The sequence below is a fragment of the Streptomyces sp. R35 genome, from assembly GCF_041053035.1.
In the GTDB taxonomy this organism is placed as follows: Bacteria; Actinomycetota; Actinomycetes; order Streptomycetales; family Streptomycetaceae; genus Streptomyces; species Streptomyces lutosisoli.
Window position 1 is genome coordinate 1,909,181 of sequence record NZ_CP163440.1, and the last position, 22,095, is coordinate 1,931,275.

15 protein-coding genes are annotated in these 22,095 nt (G+C 71.7%); 6 read left to right on the plus strand and 9 right to left on the minus strand.

The window, feature by feature from the left end; translation table 11 throughout:
- Nucleotides 1-38: 38 nt before the first annotated feature.
- The 5 genes from AB5J50_RS09065 to AB5J50_RS09085 are packed head-to-tail and all read right to left on the minus strand — an operon-like array spanning nucleotide 39 to nucleotide 8,129.
- Nucleotides 39-644, minus strand: coding sequence for an ATP/GTP-binding protein (locus AB5J50_RS09065; RefSeq protein WP_327427154.1), 606 nt, complete (start codon nucleotides 642-644; stop codon nucleotides 39-41).
- On the minus strand, nucleotides 625-4,305 hold the full coding sequence (locus AB5J50_RS09070) for a hydantoinase B/oxoprolinase family protein (protein ID WP_369256577.1): 3,681 nt from the start codon (nucleotides 4,303-4,305) through the stop codon (nucleotides 625-627). The genes AB5J50_RS09065 and AB5J50_RS09070 overlap by 20 nt, the downstream gene beginning before the upstream one ends.
- A gap of 24 nt (nucleotides 4,306-4,329) precedes the next feature.
- Nucleotides 4,330-4,725 (minus strand): DUF742 domain-containing protein, encoded by a 396-nt coding sequence (locus AB5J50_RS09075; protein WP_327434910.1) that lies wholly within the window; start codon nucleotides 4,723-4,725, stop codon nucleotides 4,330-4,332.
- Nucleotides 4,726-4,740: 15 nt separating this feature from the next.
- A complete protein-coding gene (locus AB5J50_RS09080) occupies nucleotides 4,741-5,181 on the minus strand; it encodes a roadblock/LC7 domain-containing protein (protein WP_327427156.1) in 441 nt (146 codons plus the stop codon).
- Complete coding sequence (locus tag AB5J50_RS09085; protein WP_369256579.1) at nucleotides 5,178-8,129, minus strand: nitrate- and nitrite sensing domain-containing protein; 2,952 nt, start codon at nucleotides 8,127-8,129, stop codon at nucleotides 5,178-5,180. The genes AB5J50_RS09080 and AB5J50_RS09085 overlap by 4 nt, the downstream gene beginning before the upstream one ends.
- A 424-nt stretch (nucleotides 8,130-8,553) precedes the next feature.
- Between AB5J50_RS09085 and AB5J50_RS09090 the strand changes: the two genes are divergently transcribed.
- Entirely contained in the window at nucleotides 8,554-9,186 is a 633-nt protein-coding gene (locus tag AB5J50_RS09090; RefSeq protein WP_369265343.1) for a hypothetical protein, read from the plus strand.
- A gap of 157 nt (nucleotides 9,187-9,343) precedes the next feature.
- On the opposite strand, the gene AB5J50_RS09095 is transcribed toward AB5J50_RS09090, so the two are convergent.
- From AB5J50_RS09095 to AB5J50_RS09110, 4 genes are all read right to left on the minus strand, one after another.
- On the minus strand, nucleotides 9,344-13,984 hold the full coding sequence (locus AB5J50_RS09095) for a hypothetical protein (protein ID WP_369256581.1): 4,641 nt from the start codon (nucleotides 13,982-13,984) through the stop codon (nucleotides 9,344-9,346).
- A gap of 39 nt (nucleotides 13,985-14,023) precedes the next feature.
- Complete coding sequence (locus AB5J50_RS09100) at nucleotides 14,024-14,902, minus strand: hypothetical protein (protein WP_369256583.1); 879 nt, start codon at nucleotides 14,900-14,902, stop codon at nucleotides 14,024-14,026.
- Between the two features lie 156 nt (nucleotides 14,903-15,058).
- A complete protein-coding gene (locus AB5J50_RS09105) occupies nucleotides 15,059-16,576 on the minus strand; it encodes a hypothetical protein (protein WP_369256585.1) in 1,518 nt (505 codons plus the stop codon).
- A gap of 80 nt (nucleotides 16,577-16,656) precedes the next feature.
- The gene (locus AB5J50_RS09110) at nucleotides 16,657-17,364 is read right to left on the minus strand and encodes a GntR family transcriptional regulator (protein WP_369256586.1); all 708 of its coding nucleotides are present in this window, start codon (nucleotides 17,362-17,364) and stop codon (nucleotides 16,657-16,659) included.
- A 170-nt stretch (nucleotides 17,365-17,534) separates the two neighbouring features.
- Between AB5J50_RS09110 and AB5J50_RS09115 the strand changes: the two genes are divergently transcribed.
- From AB5J50_RS09115 to AB5J50_RS09135, 5 genes are all read left to right on the plus strand, one after another.
- Nucleotides 17,535-18,854 (plus strand): MFS transporter, encoded by a 1,320-nt coding sequence (locus AB5J50_RS09115; protein ID WP_369256587.1) that lies wholly within the window; start codon nucleotides 17,535-17,537, stop codon nucleotides 18,852-18,854.
- Between the two features lie 23 nt (nucleotides 18,855-18,877).
- Nucleotides 18,878-19,705 carry a putative hydro-lyase gene (locus tag AB5J50_RS09120; RefSeq protein WP_369265344.1) on the plus strand — a complete coding sequence of 276 codons (828 nt, stop codon included), beginning with the start codon at nucleotides 18,878-18,880 and terminating at the stop codon, nucleotides 19,703-19,705.
- A gap of 58 nt (nucleotides 19,706-19,763) precedes the next feature.
- Complete coding sequence (locus AB5J50_RS09125) at nucleotides 19,764-20,522, plus strand: LamB/YcsF family protein (RefSeq protein WP_369256588.1); 759 nt, start codon at nucleotides 19,764-19,766, stop codon at nucleotides 20,520-20,522.
- A 77-nt stretch (nucleotides 20,523-20,599) separates the two neighbouring features.
- Nucleotides 20,600-21,217, plus strand: coding sequence for a 5-oxoprolinase subunit PxpB (gene pxpB, locus AB5J50_RS09130; protein ID WP_369265345.1), 618 nt, complete (start codon nucleotides 20,600-20,602; stop codon nucleotides 21,215-21,217).
- On the plus strand, nucleotides 21,214-22,083 hold the full coding sequence (locus AB5J50_RS09135) for a biotin-dependent carboxyltransferase family protein (RefSeq protein ID WP_369256590.1): 870 nt from the start codon (nucleotides 21,214-21,216) through the stop codon (nucleotides 22,081-22,083). The genes pxpB and AB5J50_RS09135 overlap by 4 nt, the downstream gene beginning before the upstream one ends.
- Nucleotides 22,084-22,095: the final 12 nt, after the last annotated feature.

Sequence of the window (22,095 nt, forward strand, 5' to 3'; positions counted from 1 at the left end):
TACCCCAGTCGGCGGGGGTACGGGCCGTACCTGTTGCGTCAGGTGGTGACGGTCTGGCGGCGGTCGGCCGCGTGCGCCATCGCGTGCTGGACGACTCCGATGAGGACCTCCTTGACCGACTCCCGGTCCCGCGCGTCACAGATGACGACCGGCACGGCGGGGTCGAGGTCGAGGGCCTGGCGGACGTCGTCGGCGGGATAGCGGGCCGCGCCCTCGAAGCAGTTGACGCCGACCACGAACGGTATGGAACGCCGCTCGAAGTAGTCGACGGCGGCGAAGCAGTCCTCCAGGCGGCGGGTGTCGGCGAGCACGACGGCGCCCAGCGAGCCGGTGGCAAGCTCGTCCCACAGGAACCAGAAGCGGTCCTGCCCGGGCGTCCCGAAGAGGTAGAGCACCAGGTCCTCGCGGAGCGTGATGCGGCCGAAGTCCATGGCGACGGTGGTGGTGTGCTTGCCCTCCACCCCACTGGTGTCGTCGATGGGCCGGCCCGCCTCGGTGAGCACCTCCTCGGTGCGCAGTGGCTTGATCTCGCTGACCGCGCCGACGAGGGTCGTCTTGCCCACGCCGAAGCCGCCGGCCACCAGGATCTTGAGCGTGACGGGCTCGACCGGGGGCTTGCCGCGCTCAGAACGCCCGAAGATCATCGATCTCTTCTCCTGCTTGATGGGGGTCGTGCGGCGGTGGACCGTAGCCCCCGCCGCCGGGGGTTTCGATGACGAGTACGTCGCCGGGGCCGACGTCTGTCGAGTCACTTCCGCCAAGTTCGGTGACCGTGCCGTCCGCGCGCTCCACCCGGTTGGCGCCGAGCGCTCCGGGCGCGCCGCCCGCCATGCCGTAGGGCGGCACCCTGCGGTGCTGGGAGAGCGTGGAGACGGTCATCGGCTCGAGGAACCGGAGGCGGCGCACGGCGCCGTCTCCGCCGCGCCGGCGCCCTGCGCCACCGCTTCCGCGCCGGACCGCGAACTCGTCGAGCTGGACGGGCAGTCGCCACTCCAGGACCTCGGGGTCGGTGAGCCGCGAATTGGTCATGTGGGTCTGCACGACGGGCGCGCCGGGGAAGCCGTCGCCCGCGCCCGATCCGGAAGCCACGGTCTCGTAGTACTGGTACCGCTCATTGCCGAAGGTGACGTTGTTCATGGTGCCGGAGCCCTCGGCCTGCACGCTCAAGGCCGCGTACAGGGCGCCGGTGATCGCCTGAGAGGTCTCCACGTTGCCCGCGACGACTGCGGCCGGAGGCTCGGGAGCGAGCATCGATCCCGGCGGCACCACGATGTCCAGGGGTCGCAGACAGCCGTCGTTGAGCGGAATGTCGTCGGCGACGAGCGTGCGGAAGACGTACAGGACGGCTGCGTTGACCACCGCGAACGGGGCATTGAAGTTGGTGGTGAGCTGCGGGGAGGTGCCCGTGAAGTCGACGGTGGCGGAGCGTTTTTCGCGGTCTACGGAGACGCGGACGCGGATGACGGCCCCCGAGTCGGTCTCGTAAGCGAACTCACCGTCTTCAAGAGCGTCGACGACGCGCCGCACCGCCTCTTCCGCGTTGTCCTGGACGTGCTTCATGTACGCCTGGACGACATCGAGCCCGAAGTCCTCGATCATGCGGGCGACTTCGTCGACGCCTTTCTGGTTGGCGGCGATCTGGGCGCGCAGGTCGGCAAGGTTGGTCTTCGGATTGCGCGAGGGGTAGGGCGCCGCGGTGAGCAGGGCCAGGGTCTCGGCTTCGCGGAAGCGGCCGTTCTCGGCCAGCAGCCAGTTGTCGAAGAGGATGCCCTCCTCGTCGATGGTGCGGCTGTTCGCGGGCATGGAGCCCGGAGAGATGCCGCCGATCTCGGCGTGGTGACCCCGCGCGGCGACGTAGAAGAGGATTCGCTCACCCTCCGTGTCGAAGACCGGGGTGATCACGGTGACGTCGGGGAGGTGGGTGCCGCCGTGGTACGGGTCGTTGACCGCGTAGGTGTCGCCCGGCCGCATGCTGTCCCCGCGCCGCCTGATGACTTCCTTGACGCTCGTGCCCATCGAGCCCAAGTGGACAGGGATATGCGGGGCGTTGGCGACAAGACTGCCGTCGGGATCGAAGAGGGCGCAGGAGAAGTCCAGGCGCTCCTTGATATTGACCGACTGGGCGGTGGACTCCAGGCGGGCGCCCATCTGTTCGGCGATGGACATGAAGAGGTTGTTGAAGACCTCCAGGAGAACCGGGTCCGCTTCCGTGCCGAGATCGGAACTCTGCGTAACCGCGACGCGTTCCATGACCAGATGCCCGTCATCGGTCGTCGCGGCCCGCCAGCCGTCGTCGACGACGGTCGTCGCACCGGCTTCGGCGATGATCGCGGGTCCACTCACGGTCTCGCCGGGCGGGAGTTCCTCGCGGCGGTGCAGGGGTACGTCGCGCCAGGCGCCGCCCGTGTGGAGGCTCACCGTCTCCGGGGCTGCGTAGGGGCCTTGCGCAGCGGAGCTGCCTTCGACGACGGCTTCATGGGGCGCGAGGGCAGAGAGATCGGGGGGTTCGGTGAGACCGGTGGCTTCTACGGAGAGGGCTTCCACGACGACCGGGCGGTCGAGGGTGAAGGAGTAGGTGGCGCGATGGCGTTCTTCGAAGGCGTGGGTCATGGTGTCGGGCTCGCTGAGCTCGACGGTGAGCGCTGTGTCCGTGCCGTCATAGCGGAGTTGGGCGCGGCGGGTGACCTGGATGCGGTCCTCGGGCACGTCCTCGGCGAGCAGTTCGGCGCGGGCGGCGCCCTCCAGGTCGTCGGCGGTCTTGAGGACGCCGGGCATCGAGGAAGCTTCCAGGGGCGCTTCCACGGACTGTTCACGCATGGCCGTCGTGTCGGCGAGTCCGATTCCGAGGGCGGAGAGGACACCGGCCATGGGCGGAACGAGGACGGTACGGATGCCGAGCGAGTCGGCGACCATGCACGCGTGCTGGCCGCCCGCGCCGCCGAAGGTGGTCAGCACGTACCGGGTGACGTCGTGGCCCTTCTGCACCGAGATCCGCTTGACGGCGTTGGCGATGTTGGCCACGGCGATCTGGAGGTAGCCCTCGGCGACCTGCTCAGGGGTACGGTCGTCGCCGGTCTGCTCCCGGATCTCGCGCGCGAGGGCGGTGAACCGGTCGCGGACCAGGGTGTCGTCGAGGGGCTGGTCGCCATGGGGGCCGAACACCGCCGGGAAGTGGGCGGGTTGGATACGGCCGAGTGTGACGTTGGCGTCGGTGACGGTGAGCGGGCTGCCGCCGCGGTAGCAGGCCGGCCCTGGGGCCGCGCCCGCCGAATCGGGGCCCACGCGGTAGCGGGAGCCGTCGAAGTGCAGCACCGAGCCGCCGCCCGCGGCGACGGTGTGGATGTCCAGCATGGGCGCGCGCAGCCGGACCCCGGCGATCTGGGTGGTGAAGACCCGCTCGTACTCGCCCGCGAAGTGCGAGACGTCCGTGGACGTGCCACCCATGTCGAAGCCGATGACGCGGTCGAAGCCGGCGAGCTGCGACATCCGGGCCATGCCGACGATGCCGCCGGCGGGCCCGGACAGGATGGCGTCCTTGCCCCGGAACTGGCCCGCTTCGGCGAGCCCTCCATTGGACTGCATGAACATCAGCCGCACGCCCTGGAGTTCGTCGGCGACGCGCTGGACGTAGCGGCGCAGCACGGGCGACAGATAGGCGTCGACGACGGCCGTGTCACCGCGTGGGACGAGTTTCATCAGCGGGCTGACCTCGCTGGAGAGCGAGATCTGCGGGAACCCGGTGCGGGCGGCCAGCTCGCCGACGGCTTGTTCGTGGGCGGGGTGGAGGTGGCTGTGCATGCAGACGACGGCGACGGCGCGGATCCCGGAGTCGTAGGCCTCCTGGAGGGGCCCTGCGAGTGCCTCCAGGTCGGGGGCGCGCAGCACCGTACCGTCGGCGGCGATCCGCTCGTCGACCTCGACGACACGCTCGTACAGCAGCTCGGGCAGTTCGATCGCCCGGGCGAAGATGCGGGGCCGGTTCTGGTAGGCGATGCGCAGGGCGTCACGGAAGCCGCGGGTGACGACGAGGAGGGTGCGCTCACCCTTGCGTTCCAGGAGGGCGTTGGTGGCGACGGTGGTGCCCATACGGACGGCCTCGATGTGCGCACCCTCGGAGCCCTTGCCGTCACCGCCCGCGCCACCCTCGCCATCGAGGAGCTCGCGCACGCCCGCGACCGCCGCATCGGCGTATCTGGCCGGATTCTCCGAGAGCAGCTTGTGCGTGAGCAGGCGGCCGTCCGGGCGGCGCGCGACGATATCGGTGAAGGTGCCGCCTCGATCGACCCAGAACTGCCAGCCTGTCACGTCTGTTCCCCGCTTCCGCCCTGCTCAGAGCGCCCGGAGGCCGTTGATCACGTCGCGCAGAATACTCTCGTCCGGCAGTTCGGCAGGGGGTACGGGACGTGTCACATGGACCATTTCGTCGTCCACCAGGTCTCCGATGAGGACCCGGACCACTCCGATGGGCAGGTCGAGTTCGGCGGCGAGTTCGGCGACCGACTGGGGGGCGTCGCGGCAGAGTTCGACGATGTCCACGTGTTCCGGGGACAGCGTCTGGTCCGCTTCGGGGTCGTCGGCGTGCGGTTCGGTGACGACCACCGCGATCAGATCGAGGCGGTGCTGGGCCGGACTGGTGGTGCGGCCCCGTGTCATCGCGTACGGCCGGACCACCGGTCCGGCCTCGTCGTCGAACCAGTGGCGTCTTCCCTGACCGTCTCCGCTCACGCTCATGTCATCCCACTACCCGCCCGAAGGCAGATCGGTGCGTGGAGCGGCGGCCAGATGTACGCCGACCCGTTTGACCAGGAGCGTCATTTCGTACGCGACCTGCCCGACGTCGGAGTCGGCGTCCGAGAGGACGGCAAGGCAGCTGCCGTCACCGGCGGCCGTGACGAACAGGAAGGCCTCGTCGAGTTCGACGACGGTCTGCCGGACGCTGCCCGCCTCGAAGTGGCGGCCGACGCCCTTGGCGAGGCTGTGGAAGCCGGACGCGACGGCGGCCAGGTGCTCGCTGTCCTCCCGGGTCAGGTCCTTGGAAGCCCCGGTGGGAAGGCCGTCGCCGGAGAGCACGATCGCCTTGCGGATGCTGGCGACGCGGTCCACCAGTTCGTCGAGAAGCCAGTTCAGCTCGCCTGTCGCCTTGCTGGTCGTGGTGGGCCCTGCGGCCTTCGGTGCGGTCATCGACCGTCCCCCTTTGTCGTTCCTCTTGCTGTGCCGTCCTGGGCGTCGTCGCCCGCGGCGTTCTCCTCGCGGCCGCGCTGCCAGCCCCGCTGGAGCGAGGCCATCCGGTTGCGCACCTCGTCCGCGTCGCGCTCGGCGAGGTCCGCTCCTGTGCCGGTACGGGCCTTGTCGCGCTCGGTGCGCCGCTCGGGGCCGTCCTTCAACTGCGGGGCCAGATTGGCCTGTCGGACGCGGCGGGGCAGCGGGCCCACGCCTGATTCTGCCTCTCCCGTCGCGGCGTCGGAGCGCGGGGTGGTCTCGTCCGTGCTCGGCGACGCGGTGGTGCGACGGGTGCGCCGGGGGAGGGCGGGGGCGTCTCCATGGCCGCGCGCCTCACGGAGAGCGGGCGCCTCGCGAAGGCCGGCCGCTTCTCGCACTCCCGCAGCTTCGCGAAGGCCCGAGGCCTCGGGGCGCTCGCCGCCACGCCGGGCCGGGGTCTCACCACGCTCTCCGCGGCGGGCCGGCAGCGGCTTCGCACCGCCGAGGTCCACCGCGCCGCGCTCCACCGGTTCCGGGCTCCCCACGGGCCCCAGGTTCTGCACCGGCTCCAGGCTCTGCAGCGAGTCGAAGTCCTCGGCGAACTCCCCGTCCGCCTCGTCGCGCCGGGACCTCGTCTGGGTCACAGGGCGCCCGTGCGAGCTGACGAGCTTGGGTGTCCTGCGCCTCGGCAGCGGGACCGGCGCGGCAGCCGGAAGGTCGTCGTCGCCGGAGCGGGCGGGCTCGCCGAGGCCGTCGTGGGTCTGCTGCAGCTCGCCCGGAACACCGGCTATGGAGCGACGAGGCCGGAACAGACCGCCGCGCTCGCTGTCCTCGTCGTCGAGGGCGCCCGGGAATCCGGTGAGGGTGTCCAGGTCGACCGGCGCCTCCAGTTCGACCGGACCGTCCAGGATCGAGGCGGGCAGGCCCGGGAGCCGTACCGGCACCTGGGAGAGCGCCGCCTTGCGGCCCTCCTCGGTCTCGCCCTCCTTCGTGGGCAGCGTGCGGTCGAGGCGGAAGCCGATGCCGTTGGTGTCCGGGACGTCGTCGGTGAGGAGCACGTCGGGGATGAACACGACCGCGGTGGTACCGCCGTACGGGGAGGGCTGGAGGGAGACGCGGACGTTCTGCCGCTGGGCGAGCCGGCTGACCACGAAGAGGCCGAGCCTGTCGGTGTCGGAGAGTTCGAACTCGGGGGTCTCGGCGAGCCGCAGGTTGGCGTCGAGGAGCGCCTCGGCGGCCATGCCCAGGCCGCGGTCGTGGATCTCCAGGGTGAAGCCGTTGGCAACGCGCTCACCGAGGACCTGAACGGCCGTGTGCGGTGGCGAGAACACCGTGGCGTTCTCCAGGAGTTCGGCCACGAGGTGGGTGAGGTCGGCGACCGCGGGTCCCGTGACGGCGACGCGCGGCAGCCGTCGTACCTCGATGCGCTCGTAGTCCTCGACCTCCGCGACGGCGGCGCGCACGATGTCCATGAGCTGTACGGGCTTGCGCCACTGCCGGGACGGGGCGGCGCCGGAGAGGATGACCAGGCCCTCGGCATGGCGGCGCATGCGGGTGGTCAGGTGGTCGAGGCGGAACAGGTCGGCGAGTTCGTCGGTGTCCTCGGTCCTGCGCTCCATGGTGTCGAGCAGGGTGAGCTGCTTGTGGAGCAGGACCTGACTGCGGCGCGCGAGGTTGACGAAGACCTCGGAGACGCCGTCGCGCAGTTCGGACTGCTTGACCGCGGCCTCGACGGCGGCGCGTTGGAGGGTGTTGAGGGCCTGGCCCACCTCGCCGATCTCGTTCTTGTCGTATTCCAGGCGCGGAACCTCGGTCTCGACGTCGACCTGTTCGCCGGCGGACAGACGGCGCATCACGCTGGGCAGCCGGACACCGGACGCCTCGTGGGCCTCCAGTCGCAGTCGGCGCAGGTCGCGGATGAGGCTCCGGCCGATGCGTACGGACATCACGAGCGAGACCAGCAGAGCGATGAGCCCGATGACGCCCGCGATGACCGCCTTGACGATGACGGCCATGGCCACGGGCCGGACCCGGTCCTGGTAGCGGTCGCCCGCCTTGTCGTCGAGCTTGGCGAGGTCGTCGAGCACATGTCCGGCCGCGTTGTCCCAGCTCTTCGCGGTGACGCCACGCGGCGAGCCGGCGGCGGAGTTGACGACGGACTGCTCGGCGACGCGCAGGGGCGCCGTGTCGGCGTTCTTCCAGTAGCGCTGGAAGCGATCGCGTTCCGAGGAGGGCAGCAGCGGCAGGCTGGTGTCGTAGAGCAGCGTGCGCTGGGCGACGAGGTCGGAGATGTCGCGGATCTCGTCGCGGGTGATGCGGCCCGCGACGAGCGCGGAGCCGAGGAGGGCGTCCTCGCGGGAGAGCAGCTCGCGGGCTCGGGCGACGTTGACGAGGGCGCGGCCCTGCTTGTCCATCTCGACGTCGTCGAGCACATGAAGGTTGGCCATCAGGACGTAACAGGGGTCGATCAGACGGTTGTACTGGTCGAGGGCCTGGGACCGGTTGACGGTGCCCTCCTCGACGCTGTGGCGCAGCGAGTCGATTCCGTCGACGGCGTCCAGGATGGCGGTGAGGCGCTCCGAGGTGCCCCCGCCCATCTCCTCGCGCAGGTCCTCGTCCTTGGAGTTCTTGCGGACCTTCGCCACGACGCTGTCAGTGGCGGTCCGGCTGCGCTTGAGCGCCGCGAGCGCGTCGGAGGCGCGCGGATCGGCCAGATAGACGAGAGTCTGGCGGCGTTCCTGCTGGAGGACCCGGACGGCGTCCTCGGTGGGATAGCCGATCTTCTCCACGATGTCGGCCACGTTGAACAGTTGGTTGGCCGCGCGCCCCGTGAGCACGGTCGCGAAGGCCCAGATCGCGGTCAAGGACACCAGCGGCACGAGGAGCAGCGCCACGATCTTCCGGCGGATGGACTTCCCGCGAAAGCGCATGGCCTCCCCCAGCTCGACCCCCTCCGGCCCGGGGGGTACACATGTGCGTCAACAAACGGCGTGAGCCTACTACTGACGCACAGGTAACTCGAAGCGCTGTCCGGACGCAGCTCCGCCGGGATGGGAACGAGACATGGGCAGTTGTCCGTTCATTGGGGGAGATTGCCTCCCCGAAACCGGCAGTTGGGGCCGGATCCCATCGGAGCGGTGAACTTGGTCAGTTGGCCGGATTTTTTCGCTCGTTGGGAATCTTCGAGGCACTCCGTTCGTCTTTCTGTACGGGAAATGGGGGCGGAATCGGCCGCAGGGGCCGCATGCCGCGTCCAGGCGGCGTAAAACAGTGCAAGCCGGGCAGCCACTGGGGAGCCGGTGTCGCATGACACCAGTGCGAGGGGCCTGCTGGGCGGTGGGGAGTGACGAGTTGATGGGCACGGCGGAGCGGCACGGGGCGCTCGGGACAGGGGTGGCAACGCCCGAGGTGGCACGACCGGCCACTCAGGCACCGGATCGCGACATTCCGGCGGACGGACGCGGTCAGCTGACTGAGCGACGCGACGCGACGCGCGGTCGCGACGAGCCGGACGGACAGGGCGCCGCCATGAGCGAGCACGGCCGGGCTCCTGAGCAAGGCGTCGCGGCGGAAGGGTACGAAGAGGAGGGGTACTACCGGCCGTTGTGGATCGAGGAGCCCGCGCGCAGACGGCGGTTGCCCGATCCGGTGCGTACGGCGGCCGTGCGCGCGGTGATCATCATCGCCGTGACGCTCACGCAGGCGGTGGTGGCCTTCCTGTGCACCGTCACGGGATCGTGGCTGGCCTTCCCCATGGTCCTGAGCAGCGTGGGCAGCACGGTTGTGGCCACCTGGGCCGCCCTCGACGTCTGGGTCACACGACAGGTGTGGAACCAGCGGAACGGAGTGGTGTCGGAACCGAGCAGCACCGCGCGGGCCTTGCGACGCGAGCGACGCAAGGCCAAGCGACAGGCGCGGGCCGCGGAGCGCGCGCAGGAGCGGATACGTCGCCAGGGCGGCGGGGCCGGACAGTTGTCGCACTCCTAGGCACGACCTGGGGGCGCCCCTCTTGACCACGACCAAGAGCTGCCGCTCTCGTCACGGCCAAGGGGGCATCCCCGGTTACGCCGTCACAGTGCCGCCGGCTCCAACGAGCCTGCCCCGCGGGCCGCTTGTGGCTGGGCGGGCAGCTCCCCGCGCCCCCTTACGAGGCGCTTGGCGCGGGCCTTTTGAACATCCGCGTCGCCGTGATCTCGCTGTGCACCGAATCATCCTCCCCGGCCGGGGACTGCTGCGGCAGTCCCGGTCGGAGATGTTCCTCGACGCTGATGTACTTCAGCCCGGCGCGCAGGTCCGCGTCGTTGCGCAGCCGGATGACGAGGGGGAACTCGGCGAGCGCGGTCGTGTCGAACAGACCAGTGGTGTAGAGGAGTTGGACGCCGAGCGCGTCGGACACGGCCCTCTGCAACTCCAGCAGGTACGTCGCGTTGGCGCGCCCGATGGGGTTGTCGAGGAAGAGCGTGCCGGCATGGCGGTGCTTGTCGCGGCCCCGGTCGTTGCTGCGCAGCGCGGCCATCGTGCAGTACAGCGCGATGGCCGCGGTGAGGAGCTGGCCGCCGGAGAAGACGTCGCCCATCTGCCCGACGGGGACGCGCTCGGCACGCAGTACGGCATCCGGCTTCAAGATCTCCACGGCGATGCCCTTCGGCTGCAACGCGGCGCTGACCCCGCGCAGCAGCAACGACATCCCGTCACGCCGCATGTCGGAGTTCTTCTTGACCGCCGCGCGGGTGGCCTCGTCGACGACCTCGCCGAGCCGCTCGGTGAGCGTCGCCTGGTCGGGCTCCTCGAAGCGGATGCGCAGGAACTCCTGCCCGGACCACTCGCCGAGCCCCTCGGGAAGCCGGGAGAGCCGCTGAGCGGACCGCAGCGTGGCGAGAGCCGACTCCACCAGCCCGCGCAGCCGGTCCACAATCGAGTCCCGGTTGCGCTCCAGCTGCTCCAACTCGTCCGTCAGCACCCGCAGTCGGGGCGCGAACGCGTCCGCCCACTTCTGGGCGTGCTCGGGCAGCGCAGAGGCGGGCAACTCACGGATCTGCTGCCGCGCCGGGGTGCGCACCTGCTCGTAGCGCGTGGAGTTGGCATGCCGGACGAGGATGTCGCTCGCCTCGCGCACGGCGCCCTCGGCGGCGGAAAGGTCGGCGGCGCAGCCGCGCAGCGAGCGGCGCGCCTCTGCGGCGGAGTGCCGGGCCTCTTCGAGGGTGCCGGGATAGGGCTCCGGCTCCTCCTGCTCCTCGTCGGCGTGCTCCCGCAGCAGGTCCCTGAGCAGGGCGGCCGTCTCGTCGAAGCCACCGGCGGCATCCTCGGCGGCACGGTGGGCGTCGAGCAGTTCGGCGTGGGCCTCGCGCGCCTGGCTCAACGCCTCGGTACGGGAGGCGAGTTCGGCGGTGGCGGTACGCAGCAGGCTCTGCGCGTGCTCGGCATCGCGCGGAAGCAGCTCCTCCGGAAGCTCGGTGTGGGCCTCGCCGTCCTCGGGTGCGTGGCGCTCGGCCTCGCCGCGCAGGCGTCCGAGCTGCTCGCTCGCCGTGGACATCCGGGTCTCCAGGAGCTGCACAAGCTCCTCCGCACGCGCGGCGGCGGCCTGCCGGGAGGGCCCGTCGGAACCGTCCGGCGACTCCAGGAGCTGCGCCGCCCGTGTCCGCACCTTGTTGCTGAGCCGGTCCCACTCGGCCAGCGCCGCGCTCGCGTCGCTCTCGGCCCGCGCCTGCTCGGCCCGCAGGTCGGCGCCGACGCCGACCTTCTCGTACAGCTGGGAGGCGGCCCGGTAGGCCTCACGCAAGGCGGGCAGCGACGACTTCGACGCGCCTGTCTCGTCCTCCGGTACGTCGTCGGGGGCGCCCGCGATCTCCGCGCGCTCGGCACGCAGCGCGCGGGCCGTGCGGCGGGCGTCGTCGGCGGCGCGCTGAGCGGCCCGGCGGTCCTCGTCAGCGGCGCGGGCGCGCTCCAGACAGACCTGGGCGCGGGCCTCCGACTCCGTTGCCTCATCGGCGAGTTCGCGGACCTTGACCTGCCAGCCGGCGCGCTCGCGCAGCCGGTAGGCGAGTCCGGCGAGCGCGTCGGCGGCACGCCGGGCCCGCTGGGCGGCCTCCTGCCGCTCGTCCCGTACGTGGGCCGCCTCGGCCGCCGCCTCGTCGGCCTCCGCCCGGACGGTACGCGCCTCGGCCAGCTCGGCCTCGGTCTCCTCGGCGAACGCGCGCGCGTCGTGGGCGGCCGTGGCGAGCTCGACGAGCCGCCCCGCCGGACAGCCGGTCCGCCAGGACGCCAGCCGCGCCGCCAGCTCACGGTCCTTGCCGAGCCGTGCCGCGAGGGTGCGGATCTCCTCGTCCCGCTGGGTCGCACGGGTGCGCAGCGCCTGCCGTTCCTCGTCGGCGGCGTGCTCGTCGTGCATGGCCGGGTTCGGCGGTACGAGGAACACGTCGCCGTCGCCCGCGTCGGGGGCCGGAGTCGGGGCGAGCAGCGCGGCCGCGGTGCCCACGGCCACGGCGGACCGCGGCAGCAGTGCCGCGTCGCTGAGCGCCTCGCGGGCCCGTGCGTGCGTGTCCGGGTCGGTGATGATCACACCGTCGACCAGCTCCGGCCTCGCGGCCAGCACGCGCGCGTGGTCGACGGGGTCGACGGCCTGCGCGAGGTAGCGCCACCCCGGCAGTGCGGGGATCCCGTGCTCGCCGAGGTACTCGACGGTGGCCAGCACGTCCGGCCCCGGGGGCAGCAGCCCTCCGTCACCGAGCGCCCCGAGGATGCGTGCGTCATCGGCCGCGGCGGTGCGCAGCTCGAAGAGCTGACGTTCGGCGGAGGCTACGCCGTCGTCGAGGAGTTCGCGGAGTTCGTCGGCGTAGTTGTCCAGCTCTTCGGGAGTGAACGGGGCGCCACCGGAAGGACTGGCGGAGCTGTCGGCTTCCTCATCACGCCGCGGCTGCGGAACTCCGTGGCGAACGCCGGTGCCGGGGAGGCTCAGCAGTTCCGCGAGCCGTTCCTCTCCCGCCAACGCCTCGGCCGTACGCCGTTCCCCGTCGTAGGCCAGCTCCGCCGCGGTCGCGGCGTCCGCCGCGCGCGCCGCCGTGAGCTCGGCGCGCGACTCGGCGGACGCAGCCTCCCGAGCATGCTCCGAAGCGCGCCGCGAGGCCTCCCGCGCGGTGTCCCAGGCAGCGACGGCCGTCTTCTCGGCGTCGCTGGCGGCGAGAGCGGCGCGGGCCGGGTCGGCGTCGGGGGCGCTGTCGTCGAGCCAGCCGGCACGGACCGCCTCGGCGGTCTCCTGCTCGACCTCGCTCAGACGCTGGCGCAGATGCCCGACCTCGCTGCGGGCGCGCTGCGCTGCGGTGGCCGCAGCGGTCGAGTCCGCGTACGCCGTCTCGCCGATCTCCTGGAGCCCGGCGGACCGCTCCTCCTCCTCGTTGGCGAGTGCCTCGGCGCCTTCGGCGGCGCGGTGCAGGGCGCGTACGAGGTCGACGGCGGCCCTCGCGCGCGCGGCGAGCGCGGGCGCGGCGTCCCGCTCGGCCTCCAGAATCGCGGCGGCCACGCGCGCGGAGCGGTCGGCGGCGGCGCGGTGCCGCAGCACGGCCTCGGCGGCCTGCCAGGCCGAGTGCAGTGTGCGGGCGTCGGCCAGCTCGCGCTTCTGCGCGGCTGCGGACTTCTCCGCCCCGGCTAGTGCCAACGAGGCGTGCCGGTAGGCGAGTTCGGCGGCGATCAGGGAGCTGCGCTCACGGGCGCCTTCCGCATGAGTCACGGCGTACGCGGCGGCCGTCACCCGCTGCGCGAGTTCACCGGCGCGCACGCGCTCCTGCACGGCCCGCGCGGACAGCCGCCGCGCCAGCGTCCGCGTCCGCCGCTCGGCGCCCGCGTGGATGTCACGCGCGCGTGCCCTCGCCTCGGCGGCCTCGACGATCCGGCCGAGCAGATCCACGGACCCGGCCGTGAAGTCCCGCTCGGCGATGAGCTCGGCGCGCCGCCCCAGCTTGTTGCCGAAGCCGCCGACCAGATCGGCGAGTCCGTCCGTGTCCCGGGTGTCGGTGACCGCGCGCAGCAGCAGGTCGGTGAAGTCGGAGTCCTTCTTGACCGCGAAGAGACCGGCGGCCTCGCCCTCGTCGGCGTTCATCTCCCGCTGGTAGCGGAAGAGTTCGGGATCCAGGCCGAGATCCGTCAAATGCTCGTTCCAGCGGTCGTGGATCTCCTCCCAGTGCACTTCGAGGTGCGGATACGCCTTGCCGGCCTCGGTGATCGCGTCCCGGAAGCCCTTCATGGTGCGCCGCCGCCCCTGCGCGCCGGATGCGCCCTCGACGGACGGCCGTACGGCGGTGGACTCGGCGACGGGCAGGTTGTCCAGGCTCAGCCCGGGACCGGGCCGGAACGAATACCAGGCTTCCGCGAACTTCCGCGGGTCGTTGGAGACCTGCCGCCCCCGCCACTCGCTCACCTTGCCGACCACGACGCACTCGCCGGTCAGCGTGTGCTGCCACTCCAGCGCGACATGCCCGCAGTCGTCGGCGAGCAGGAACTTGCGCAGCACACCGGAGCTGGCGCCGCCCAGCGTGTTGCGGTGGCCCGGCAGCATCACCGAGAAGATCAGCTTGAGCAGCACCGACTTGCCGCCGCCGTTCTCCAGGAAGAGCACGCCCGCGGGCGCGGGCCGGCGCGGCGGCCCGACGGGCTCCTCCTCGAAGAACTCCGCCTGGGTGGGCGCGGGGTCGGGCACGGGCTCGCCGACACCCCGCAGGTCAAGCACGGTGTCGGCATAGCGCGCACCGGCAGGCCCGATGGAGTAGAGGCGGACCCGGGACAGCTCGTACATGGCGGCGGACTCTCGTAGTCGTAAACGAAGTTCAGGCGGTCAGGAGTGGAACGGCAGTCCGGCGTCGGCCGCCAGCTCCAGGTCGTCGGTGTCCTCGGCGGGCAGCAGAGTCGCGGTGCCGTCGGTCACCGGGACGATGCCCAGCTCAAGGAGCTCGGCCATCGCCGCGCTGCCCGCCATGTCACGGACCTGGAGCTGATAGCGGGCCGTCGTCCGGTATGTCCCTCCGGAGTCGTCGCCGGTGCGCTGCAGGAATCCGGAGTCGGTGAGGAACGCGACGGCCTTGCCGACGATGCCGGTGGTCGAGCCGGCCAGTCTTCGCGCGTCCTTGGTGGCCCCGGTGGAGCTGCGCCGCGCCCAGATCCGCCAGGCCGACTCAAGCCCGGGCGCCTCGGTCGCCGGGTCGGTGTTCTCGCCCTGCTCCTCGGCCCGCTCCTCGAGGCGATGGCAGGCCTGACGTACGAAGGCATCGACGCCGTTGACCGAGACACGCCCGATGTACCCGTCGTCCGCGAGGTCCTCGGGGCGCGGGAACGCCATGGCGGCGACGGCGAGATGCGCGAGCCCGTGCAGGAAACGGTCCCCCGAGTCGGACGACGCACGACGCGCGTAGTCGCCCATACGCACGGCGAACACCGAGTCCTCGGCGGCGGTCACCGCCATCCCCGCGCGCGGTGACACCTCCAGGACGACCAGCCCGAGCCCGGCGGCCACAGCGTCGGCAAGCCGCGCGAAGGGCGGGTCCTCCCGGTAGCGCCGCAACAGCTCCGCGTACTCCTGATCCCGCGCGGGCTGCAACTTGGGCTGCAGCCCAAAGGCGACGAGACGCGCCGCGTCGGCGGCGTCGGCAGGCGTGACGGGCGCGTTCGCCGGTACGGCGGCGGCTTCCGGTTCACTCCACTCGACGTGCTCGGTCACGACTGGGGCTCCTTGTTCAGCGATACGGGGACAAGAGCGCCCCTGAAAGGGGCGCGGGGCTGTGTCATGTGCGGCTCCGCCGGGTGGGCGCGACCAGCACGGACCAGCCGCAGGTCACAGACAACCCGCTCTTCCCCAGCTCTTCCAATGACATGCTCACTGCCGATCCGCCGCCATCCCGACCGCATCCAGCAGAGCCATCCCCACGATCAGATCGGCCCCGCCGAACTCCGGATCATCCAGCTCGGCCCCGTCGTCCACGGCGAACAGCAGCTTCTCCTCGCCCTGCCGATACGCGGTGCCGACCGGCGGACTGGCCGCGTGAACAGCCAACAGAGCTACCAGGTAGGGAAGTTCGGGATCCCGGCGGCGCGCCTCCGCGAGCAGCCCCGACAACCGCCGGGGCGCGTCCGAAGGCAGATCCAGCAGTTCCATCGCGGAAGCGAGCTGTTCCTCGCTGAACCGGCTGTCGTCCGGCGTGGCAATGAGGTCCGGCTCGGGCATCTCCGCCCCGAGGTGCTCCCGCTCCACCGGCGGCGTCAGCAGTATGTCGACCAGGTCCCCCACGCGCACGGCCACAGGCGTGCGCAGACCCGTTCCGCGCGCGAAGAACGCGTCCGTCACGCGCAGCGCCTGCTCCACGGGCAGCGGCAGCACGGGCGCGACGAGATGCCCGTAGAGGTCTATCCCCGAGGTCGTCATGGGCGTGGCGAAGGCCTGCCGGTCCTGCTCGGCGCGGAAGAGCGGGCCCGCCTCCAGAAGGCGGGACTGCAGCTGCGTATGCCTGCGGATGCAGTCCTTCACGATGTCGACGAGCTCGGCGGCGCGGCGCTTCTGCTCGGGGTCCTCGGACTCGTCACGGGCCTTGCGGATGTTGGTGAGGATCGCGTTCTCGTGCCGGTAGCGGTCGGCGACGTGGTCCAGGGCCTCGGCGATCATGTCGGGTACGGCCTGGAGCCAGTCGACGGCCCGCACATTGCGCCGGGTCGCGTCCAGCGCCCTGCGGAGCGTCTCCGAGTACTGCACCGTCCGGTAGCGGGCCTGCTCGGCGGCGAGCTGCGCGTCGGCGAGCCGACCGCGGCTGATCAGCACCTCCAGCTTGACCTCGGCGGCGATCTGCGCGCTGGTGACGTCGGTGTCGAGGGCGCCGACTAGGACGTTGACCGCTTCGTCGGTCGTACGGAGATAGACGCTCCCTCCGTAGCCGGGCACCTCCTCGATCAGCTTGAAGTCGTAGTCGCGGCGCACATAGGAGCCGTCGGGCGCGAAGGTGCCGTATACGGCCCGGAAGCCGCGGTCGACGCTGCCGACGTTGATCAGGTTCTCGAGGACCCAGCGGGCCACGCGCTCGTGCTCGGCGACGGGCCGCCGCGGGGCCTGGGCGGCGATGCGCGGAATGAGCCTGGCCACTATCTGGTCGTGGTCGGCGCCCGTGTCGAAGTCCATGTTCAGCGTGACCAGGTCGATGGCGGCGAGGGCGACCTCCGCCATCCCATACACGGTGTACTCACCCGCGAGGTTCGCCTTGCGCACATCGAGGTCGTGCAGCGGCGCCGTGCAGGCGAGCGCGCGCAGCCGCCGCGCCAGGCCCTCGTCGGCGGCCGGGCCCGGCGCGGGGCGCGGCCCCGCGCTGAGCTGGGGCGGAACGCTGTCCGTCGATGCAGGCGAAGTCACGGTGCACAGACTAGGTCCTCGGTCTGACAACGACCCAAACGACGCAGAAGCGACTACCGTCACACCCGCGCGAGAGGGGCTCAGCCGAGGCCCTGGCCGCCTTCAGCCACCCGTCGCCGGTACACCTCGACGACCCTGTCCAGCGAGTCGCCCAGGTAGACCGCGAGCAGTCTCTCGGCCTCACCCCGGTCCCCGGCCTGCAAGGCCTGGAGGATCTGGCGGTTGCGCGCGAGGTACGGCTCGTGCAGCCGCCTCGGCTCGTCCACGAGGTGGAAGGCGAGTCGCAGTTCGGCGAAGACGCTGCGCATCAGCTCGTCGGTCCGGGCGCTGCCGGCCAGCGCCACCAGCTCCCGGTGGAAGTGGATGTTGGCCGTAGCCAGACCCTTCCAGTCATTCTGGACGGCCGCCAGCTGCCCTGCGGTGACCGCGGCGGCGAGGCCTTCCAGTGCGTACGGCGGCTCACCGAGGCCGCGTACGACGGCGCACTCGACGAGGCCGCGGGTGCGGTAGATGTCCTCGACGTCCTCGACGGTCAGCACCCGCACGAAGACGCCCCGGTTCAGTTCATGGACGAGCAGACGTTCGTGCGTGAGCAGCCGGAACGCCTCGCGCAGCGTGTTGCGCGAGACGCCGAGCGCCCCGCCGATGCTGTCCTCGGACAACCGTGTACCGGGCGGGAAGTACCCCTCGGCGATACGGCTCCGGAGGATGTCGGAGACCCGTTCGGCGGTGCTGGTGCGGCCCAGCAGGGCGCGGTCGTCGGCCAGTCCCGTCAGCTGCTCTGCCATGCCCGGAATTCAATCGCAGATACAAGAACGAAACAACATGGGTATTGAGGGATCGTTCAACGATCCTCTACCTTGCTCCTCATGGCGCCATCCGCTCCCCCGGCGCCGACCGCTTCCGCACGGCACGGCTCAGTCCTCAAGCACCCTCCGTCCCTCACTGTGAGGTGCCCATGAGCACGACCCCTCCATCCCAGGCCCTGACGGCCGACGCCCGGCCCGGCACGGAACAACTCACCACCCAGGAAAGCGCGTTCGCCTGGCTGCACGCGCTCGGTCCGCGCGGCCGCCGCGCCTTCGCCGGCGCGTTCGGCGGCTATGCCCTCGACTCGTACGACTACTTCACGCTGCCACTGAGCATGGTCGCGCTGGCGGCGTACTTCGGTCTGGACAGCGGCCAGACCGGCCTGTTCACTACGGTCACGCTGGTCGTCTCGGCGATCGGTGGCGCCGTCGCCGGCGTGGCCGCGGACCGGTTCGGTCGCGTCAAGGCGCTGATGATCACCGTGATCACCTACGCGGTGTTCACCGTCGCCTGCGGTTTCGCGCCCAACTACGAGACGCTGCTGGTGTTCCGCGCCCTTCAGGGCCTCGGTTTCGGCGGCGAATGGGCGGTCGGCGCGATCCTGGTCGCCGAGTACGCGAGCGCGAAGCACCGGGGCCGCACGCTCGGCGCGGTCCAGAGTTCCTGGGCCGTCGGCTGGGGACTGGCGGTGGTCGTCTACACGCTGGTCTTCCAGTTCGTCAGCGCCGACCTGGCCTGGCGCGTGATGTTCTGGACCGGCGCGCTGCCCGCGCTGCTCGTCCTCTGGGTGCGGCGCCGGGTGCAGGACGCTCCCGAGGCGGCCGCCGAGCGCGAGAAGAGCGCCCAGAAGGGTTCGTTCACGGCGATCTTCAAGCCGGGTACGGCCGAGGCTCCCGGCCTCCTGCGCACCACGTTCTTCGCGGTCCTGCTCTCCACCGGTGTCCAGGGCGGCTACTACACGCTGGCCACCTGGGTACCGACGTACCTGAAGACGGAGCGCGGCCTGTCGGTCGTCGGCACCGGCGGCTACCTCACGTTCCTGATCTCCGGAGCCTTCATCGGCTACCTCACGGGCGGCTATCTCACCGACAAACTGGGCCGCAAGCGCAACATCCTGCTCTTCGCGATCCTCTCGGCGGCCTGCATCCTCACCTACGCGAACATCCCCAGCGGCGCCAACGCCCTTCTCCTTGTGCTCGGTTTCCCGCTCGGCTTCTGTATGTCGGCGATCTTCAGCGGCTTCGGCTCGTTCCTCAGCGAGCTGTACCCGGCGGCGGTGCGCGGCACGGGACAGGGCTTCACGTACAACACGGGGCGCGCCGTGGGCGCCGCGTTCCCCACCACGGTCGGCTTCCTGGCCGACAGCTGGGGCGTCGGCGGCGCGCTGGTCTTCGGCGCGATCGGCTACGCCCTCGCCGCGCTGGCACTGATCGGACTCCCCGAGACCCGTGGCAAGGAGCTCCTGTGAACGACACCGTCCAGGACCCACCGTTGAGCCTCGCCCAGGACCGCCCGTCGCCCCTGCTGGAAATCAACGGCCACGCGCACGCGTGGACCCCCAAGAAGGCGCGTGCCCAGTTCCGTTCAGGCGTGTCGGGCCCCACCGCCGGAGTCGCCGCGGGTCACACCCAGGCGAACCTGATCTCGGTGCCCGCCGACTGGGCGTACGACATGCTGCTGTTCTGCCAGCGCAACCCGAAACCCTGCCCGGTCCTCGACGTCACCGACGCCGGTTCCTGGACCACTCCGCTGGCTCAGGGCGCGGACCTGCGCACCGATCTGCCGCGCTACCGGGTCTGGGAACACGGCGAGTTGGTCGACGAACCCACGGACGTGACCGACCGCTGGCGCGACGACCTGGTGTCGTTCCTCATCGGGTGCAGCTTCACCTTCGAGTGGGCGCTGAGCGAGGCGGGCGTCCCCATGCGCCACATCGAGCAGGGGCGCAACGTCTCCATGTACGTGACGGGGCGCCAGTGCCGTCCGGCCGGACGGCTGCACGGACCGATGGTGGTGTCGATGCGCCCGGTCCCGCCCGAGCACCTGGCCGCGGCGATCAGGGAGAGCAGTCTGCTGCCCGCCGTGCACGGCAGCCCGGTGCACTGCGGTGAGCCGTCGGGGCTGGGCATCGAGGATCTCTCGCGTCCCGACTTCGGCGATCCGGTGGACGCGGCGCCGGACGACATCCCGGTGTTCTGGGCCTGCGGAGTGACACCCCAGGCCGCCGTGATGGCGTCCCGCCCACCGTTCGCGATCACCCACGCGCCCGGCCAGATGTTTCTCACGGACACCCGCGACGAGCAGTACCGCGTGGCCTGAACAGGAAAGACTTGACCCGGAAAGACCCGATCCGGAGATACAGGAGAGACCGCACCTCATGACCCCGATCGATCTCAACGCCGACCTCGGCGAGGGCTTCGGCCGCTGGCGACTGACCGACGACGAACAGCTGCTGTCCGTCGTCACCAGCGCCAATGTGGCCTGCGGTTTCCACGCCGGGGACGCGGCCACCATGCGGCGGGTGTGCGAGCTGGCGGCCGAGCGCGGCGTACGGATCGGCGCCCAGGTCTCCTACCGGGACCTGGCGGGGTTCGGGCGGCGCGCGATGGACGTACCGGCCGACGAGCTGGCCGCAGAAGTGGCGTACCAGATCGGCGCTTTGGAGGTCTTCGCCCGCGCGGCCGGCACGCGCGTGTCGTATGTGAAACCGCACGGCGCGCTCTACAACCGCGTCGTGCACGACGAGGAGCAGGCGGGGGCGGTCGTCGAGGGCGTACGGCTGGCGGACGCCACCCTGCCCGTCCTCGGCCTGCCCTCCTCCCGCTTCCTGAAACTGGCCGAGCAGGCCGGACTGCCCACCGTCACCGAGGCGTTCGCGGACCGCGCGTACACCGAGGAGGGCACCCTGGTGCCGCGTACCCAGGCCGGCGCGGTGATCGCGGACGCGGACGCGGTCGTCGAACGCTCGGTGGGCCTGGCCCGCTTCGGAGTGGTGACCTCGCACTCCGGGGAGCGCGTCCCGGTCCGCGCCCGGTCCCTGTGCCTGCACGGGGACACGCCGGGCGCGGTGGAGCTGGCCCGCAGGGTGCGCGACCGGCTGGAGCACTCGGGCGTCCGCGTGGAGGCGTTCGCATGAGAGCGCTGCCAGTTGGCGACGACTTGGGCGCGCTGCCGGCCGGTGACGGCACGCGGGCGCTCTCGGTCGGCGAGGACATCCGGGCGCTGCCTGTCGGTGACCGGGCCCTGCTCGTCGAGGTCTCCTCGGGCGACGCGGCGCAGGCCCTGCACGCCGAGCTGCTGCGCCGCCGCGCGGAGGGTTCCCTTTCCGTGCGCGAGATCGTCCCCGCGGCTCGCACGGTCCTCCTGGACGGCCTGGACGACCCCGGGCGCCTGGCGGAGCGGCTTCCCACGTGGGACATCCCGCCGCTGCATGCGCGGGCGGGCGAGGCGATCGAGATCCCCGTACGGTACGACGGTCCCGACCTGGCGGATGTGGCGGCCCTGTGGGGTGTGGCCGAGCGCGAGGTGCCCGAGATCCACGCGGCGGCCGAGTTCCGGGTCGCCTTCTGCGGGTTCGCGCCCGGCTTCGGTTACCTCACGGGACTGCCGTCGCACTACGACGTGCCTCGCCGGGCGACCCCGCGGACGGCGGTTCCCGCGGGTTCCGTGGCGCTCGCGGGCCCGTACACCGGTGTGTACCCGCGCTCGTCGCCGGGCGGCTGGCAGCTGATCGGCACGACGGACGTGGTGCTGTGGGACCACGCGCGCGTGCCGGCCGCGCTGCTGGCTCCGGGCGCACGGGTCCGCTTCGTACCGGCGCGGTGCTCATGACGGACCGGGCCCTCTCCGTCGTCCGCTCCGGGGCGCTGACCACCGTCCAGGACCAGGGCCGCCCCGGCCACGCCCACCTCGGCGTACCGCGCTCCGGCGCGCTCGACGCGCCCGCGGCGGCGCTGGCCAACCGGCTCGTCGGCAACCCTTCCGAAGCGGCTGTCCTGGAGACGACGCTCAACGGCTGCGCCCTGCGCCCGCGTTCGGCGATCACCGTGGCGGTGGCGGGAGCTCCCTGCCCGGTCACCGTCGACGGCCGTCCGGCCGCCTGGGGCGCGCCCGTGCGTGTACCCGCCGGAGCGCTGCTGGACGTCGGCCACGCGCGCACGGGGCTGCGCAGCTATGTGGCCGTCTCCGGTGGAGTGGCCGTGGACCCGGTCCTCGGCAGCCGCTCCACCGACCTTCTCTCGGGCCTGGGCCCCCCGCCGCTCACGGACGGCATGGTGTTGCCCCTGGGACGCCCCGGCGCGCTCCACGCGCGCGTGGATGTCGTCCCGCACGCCGCCCCGCCCGCCGAGCTGGTCCTGCGGGTGACGCTGGGCCCGCGCGACGACTGGTTCACGACGTCGGCCGTGCGCGTCCTCACCACCCGTGCGTACCGGGTGTCGTCCGCGAGCAACCGCATCGGCCTGCGGACGGAAGGGCCCTCACTGGAGAGGGCCGTTTCCGGTGAACTCCCCAGTGAGGGCATGGTTCTGGGCGCCGTCCAGGTACCGCCCGACGGCCGGCCGGTCGTGTTCCTCGCCGATCATCCGACCACCGGCGGGTACCCGGTGATCGCGGTCGTCCGCCCCACGGACCTCCCTGCGGCGGCTCAGGCGGTCCCGGGCACGCCGGTGCGCTTCGTGGCCGTACGCCGCCGCTGAAGCCGGCAAGCG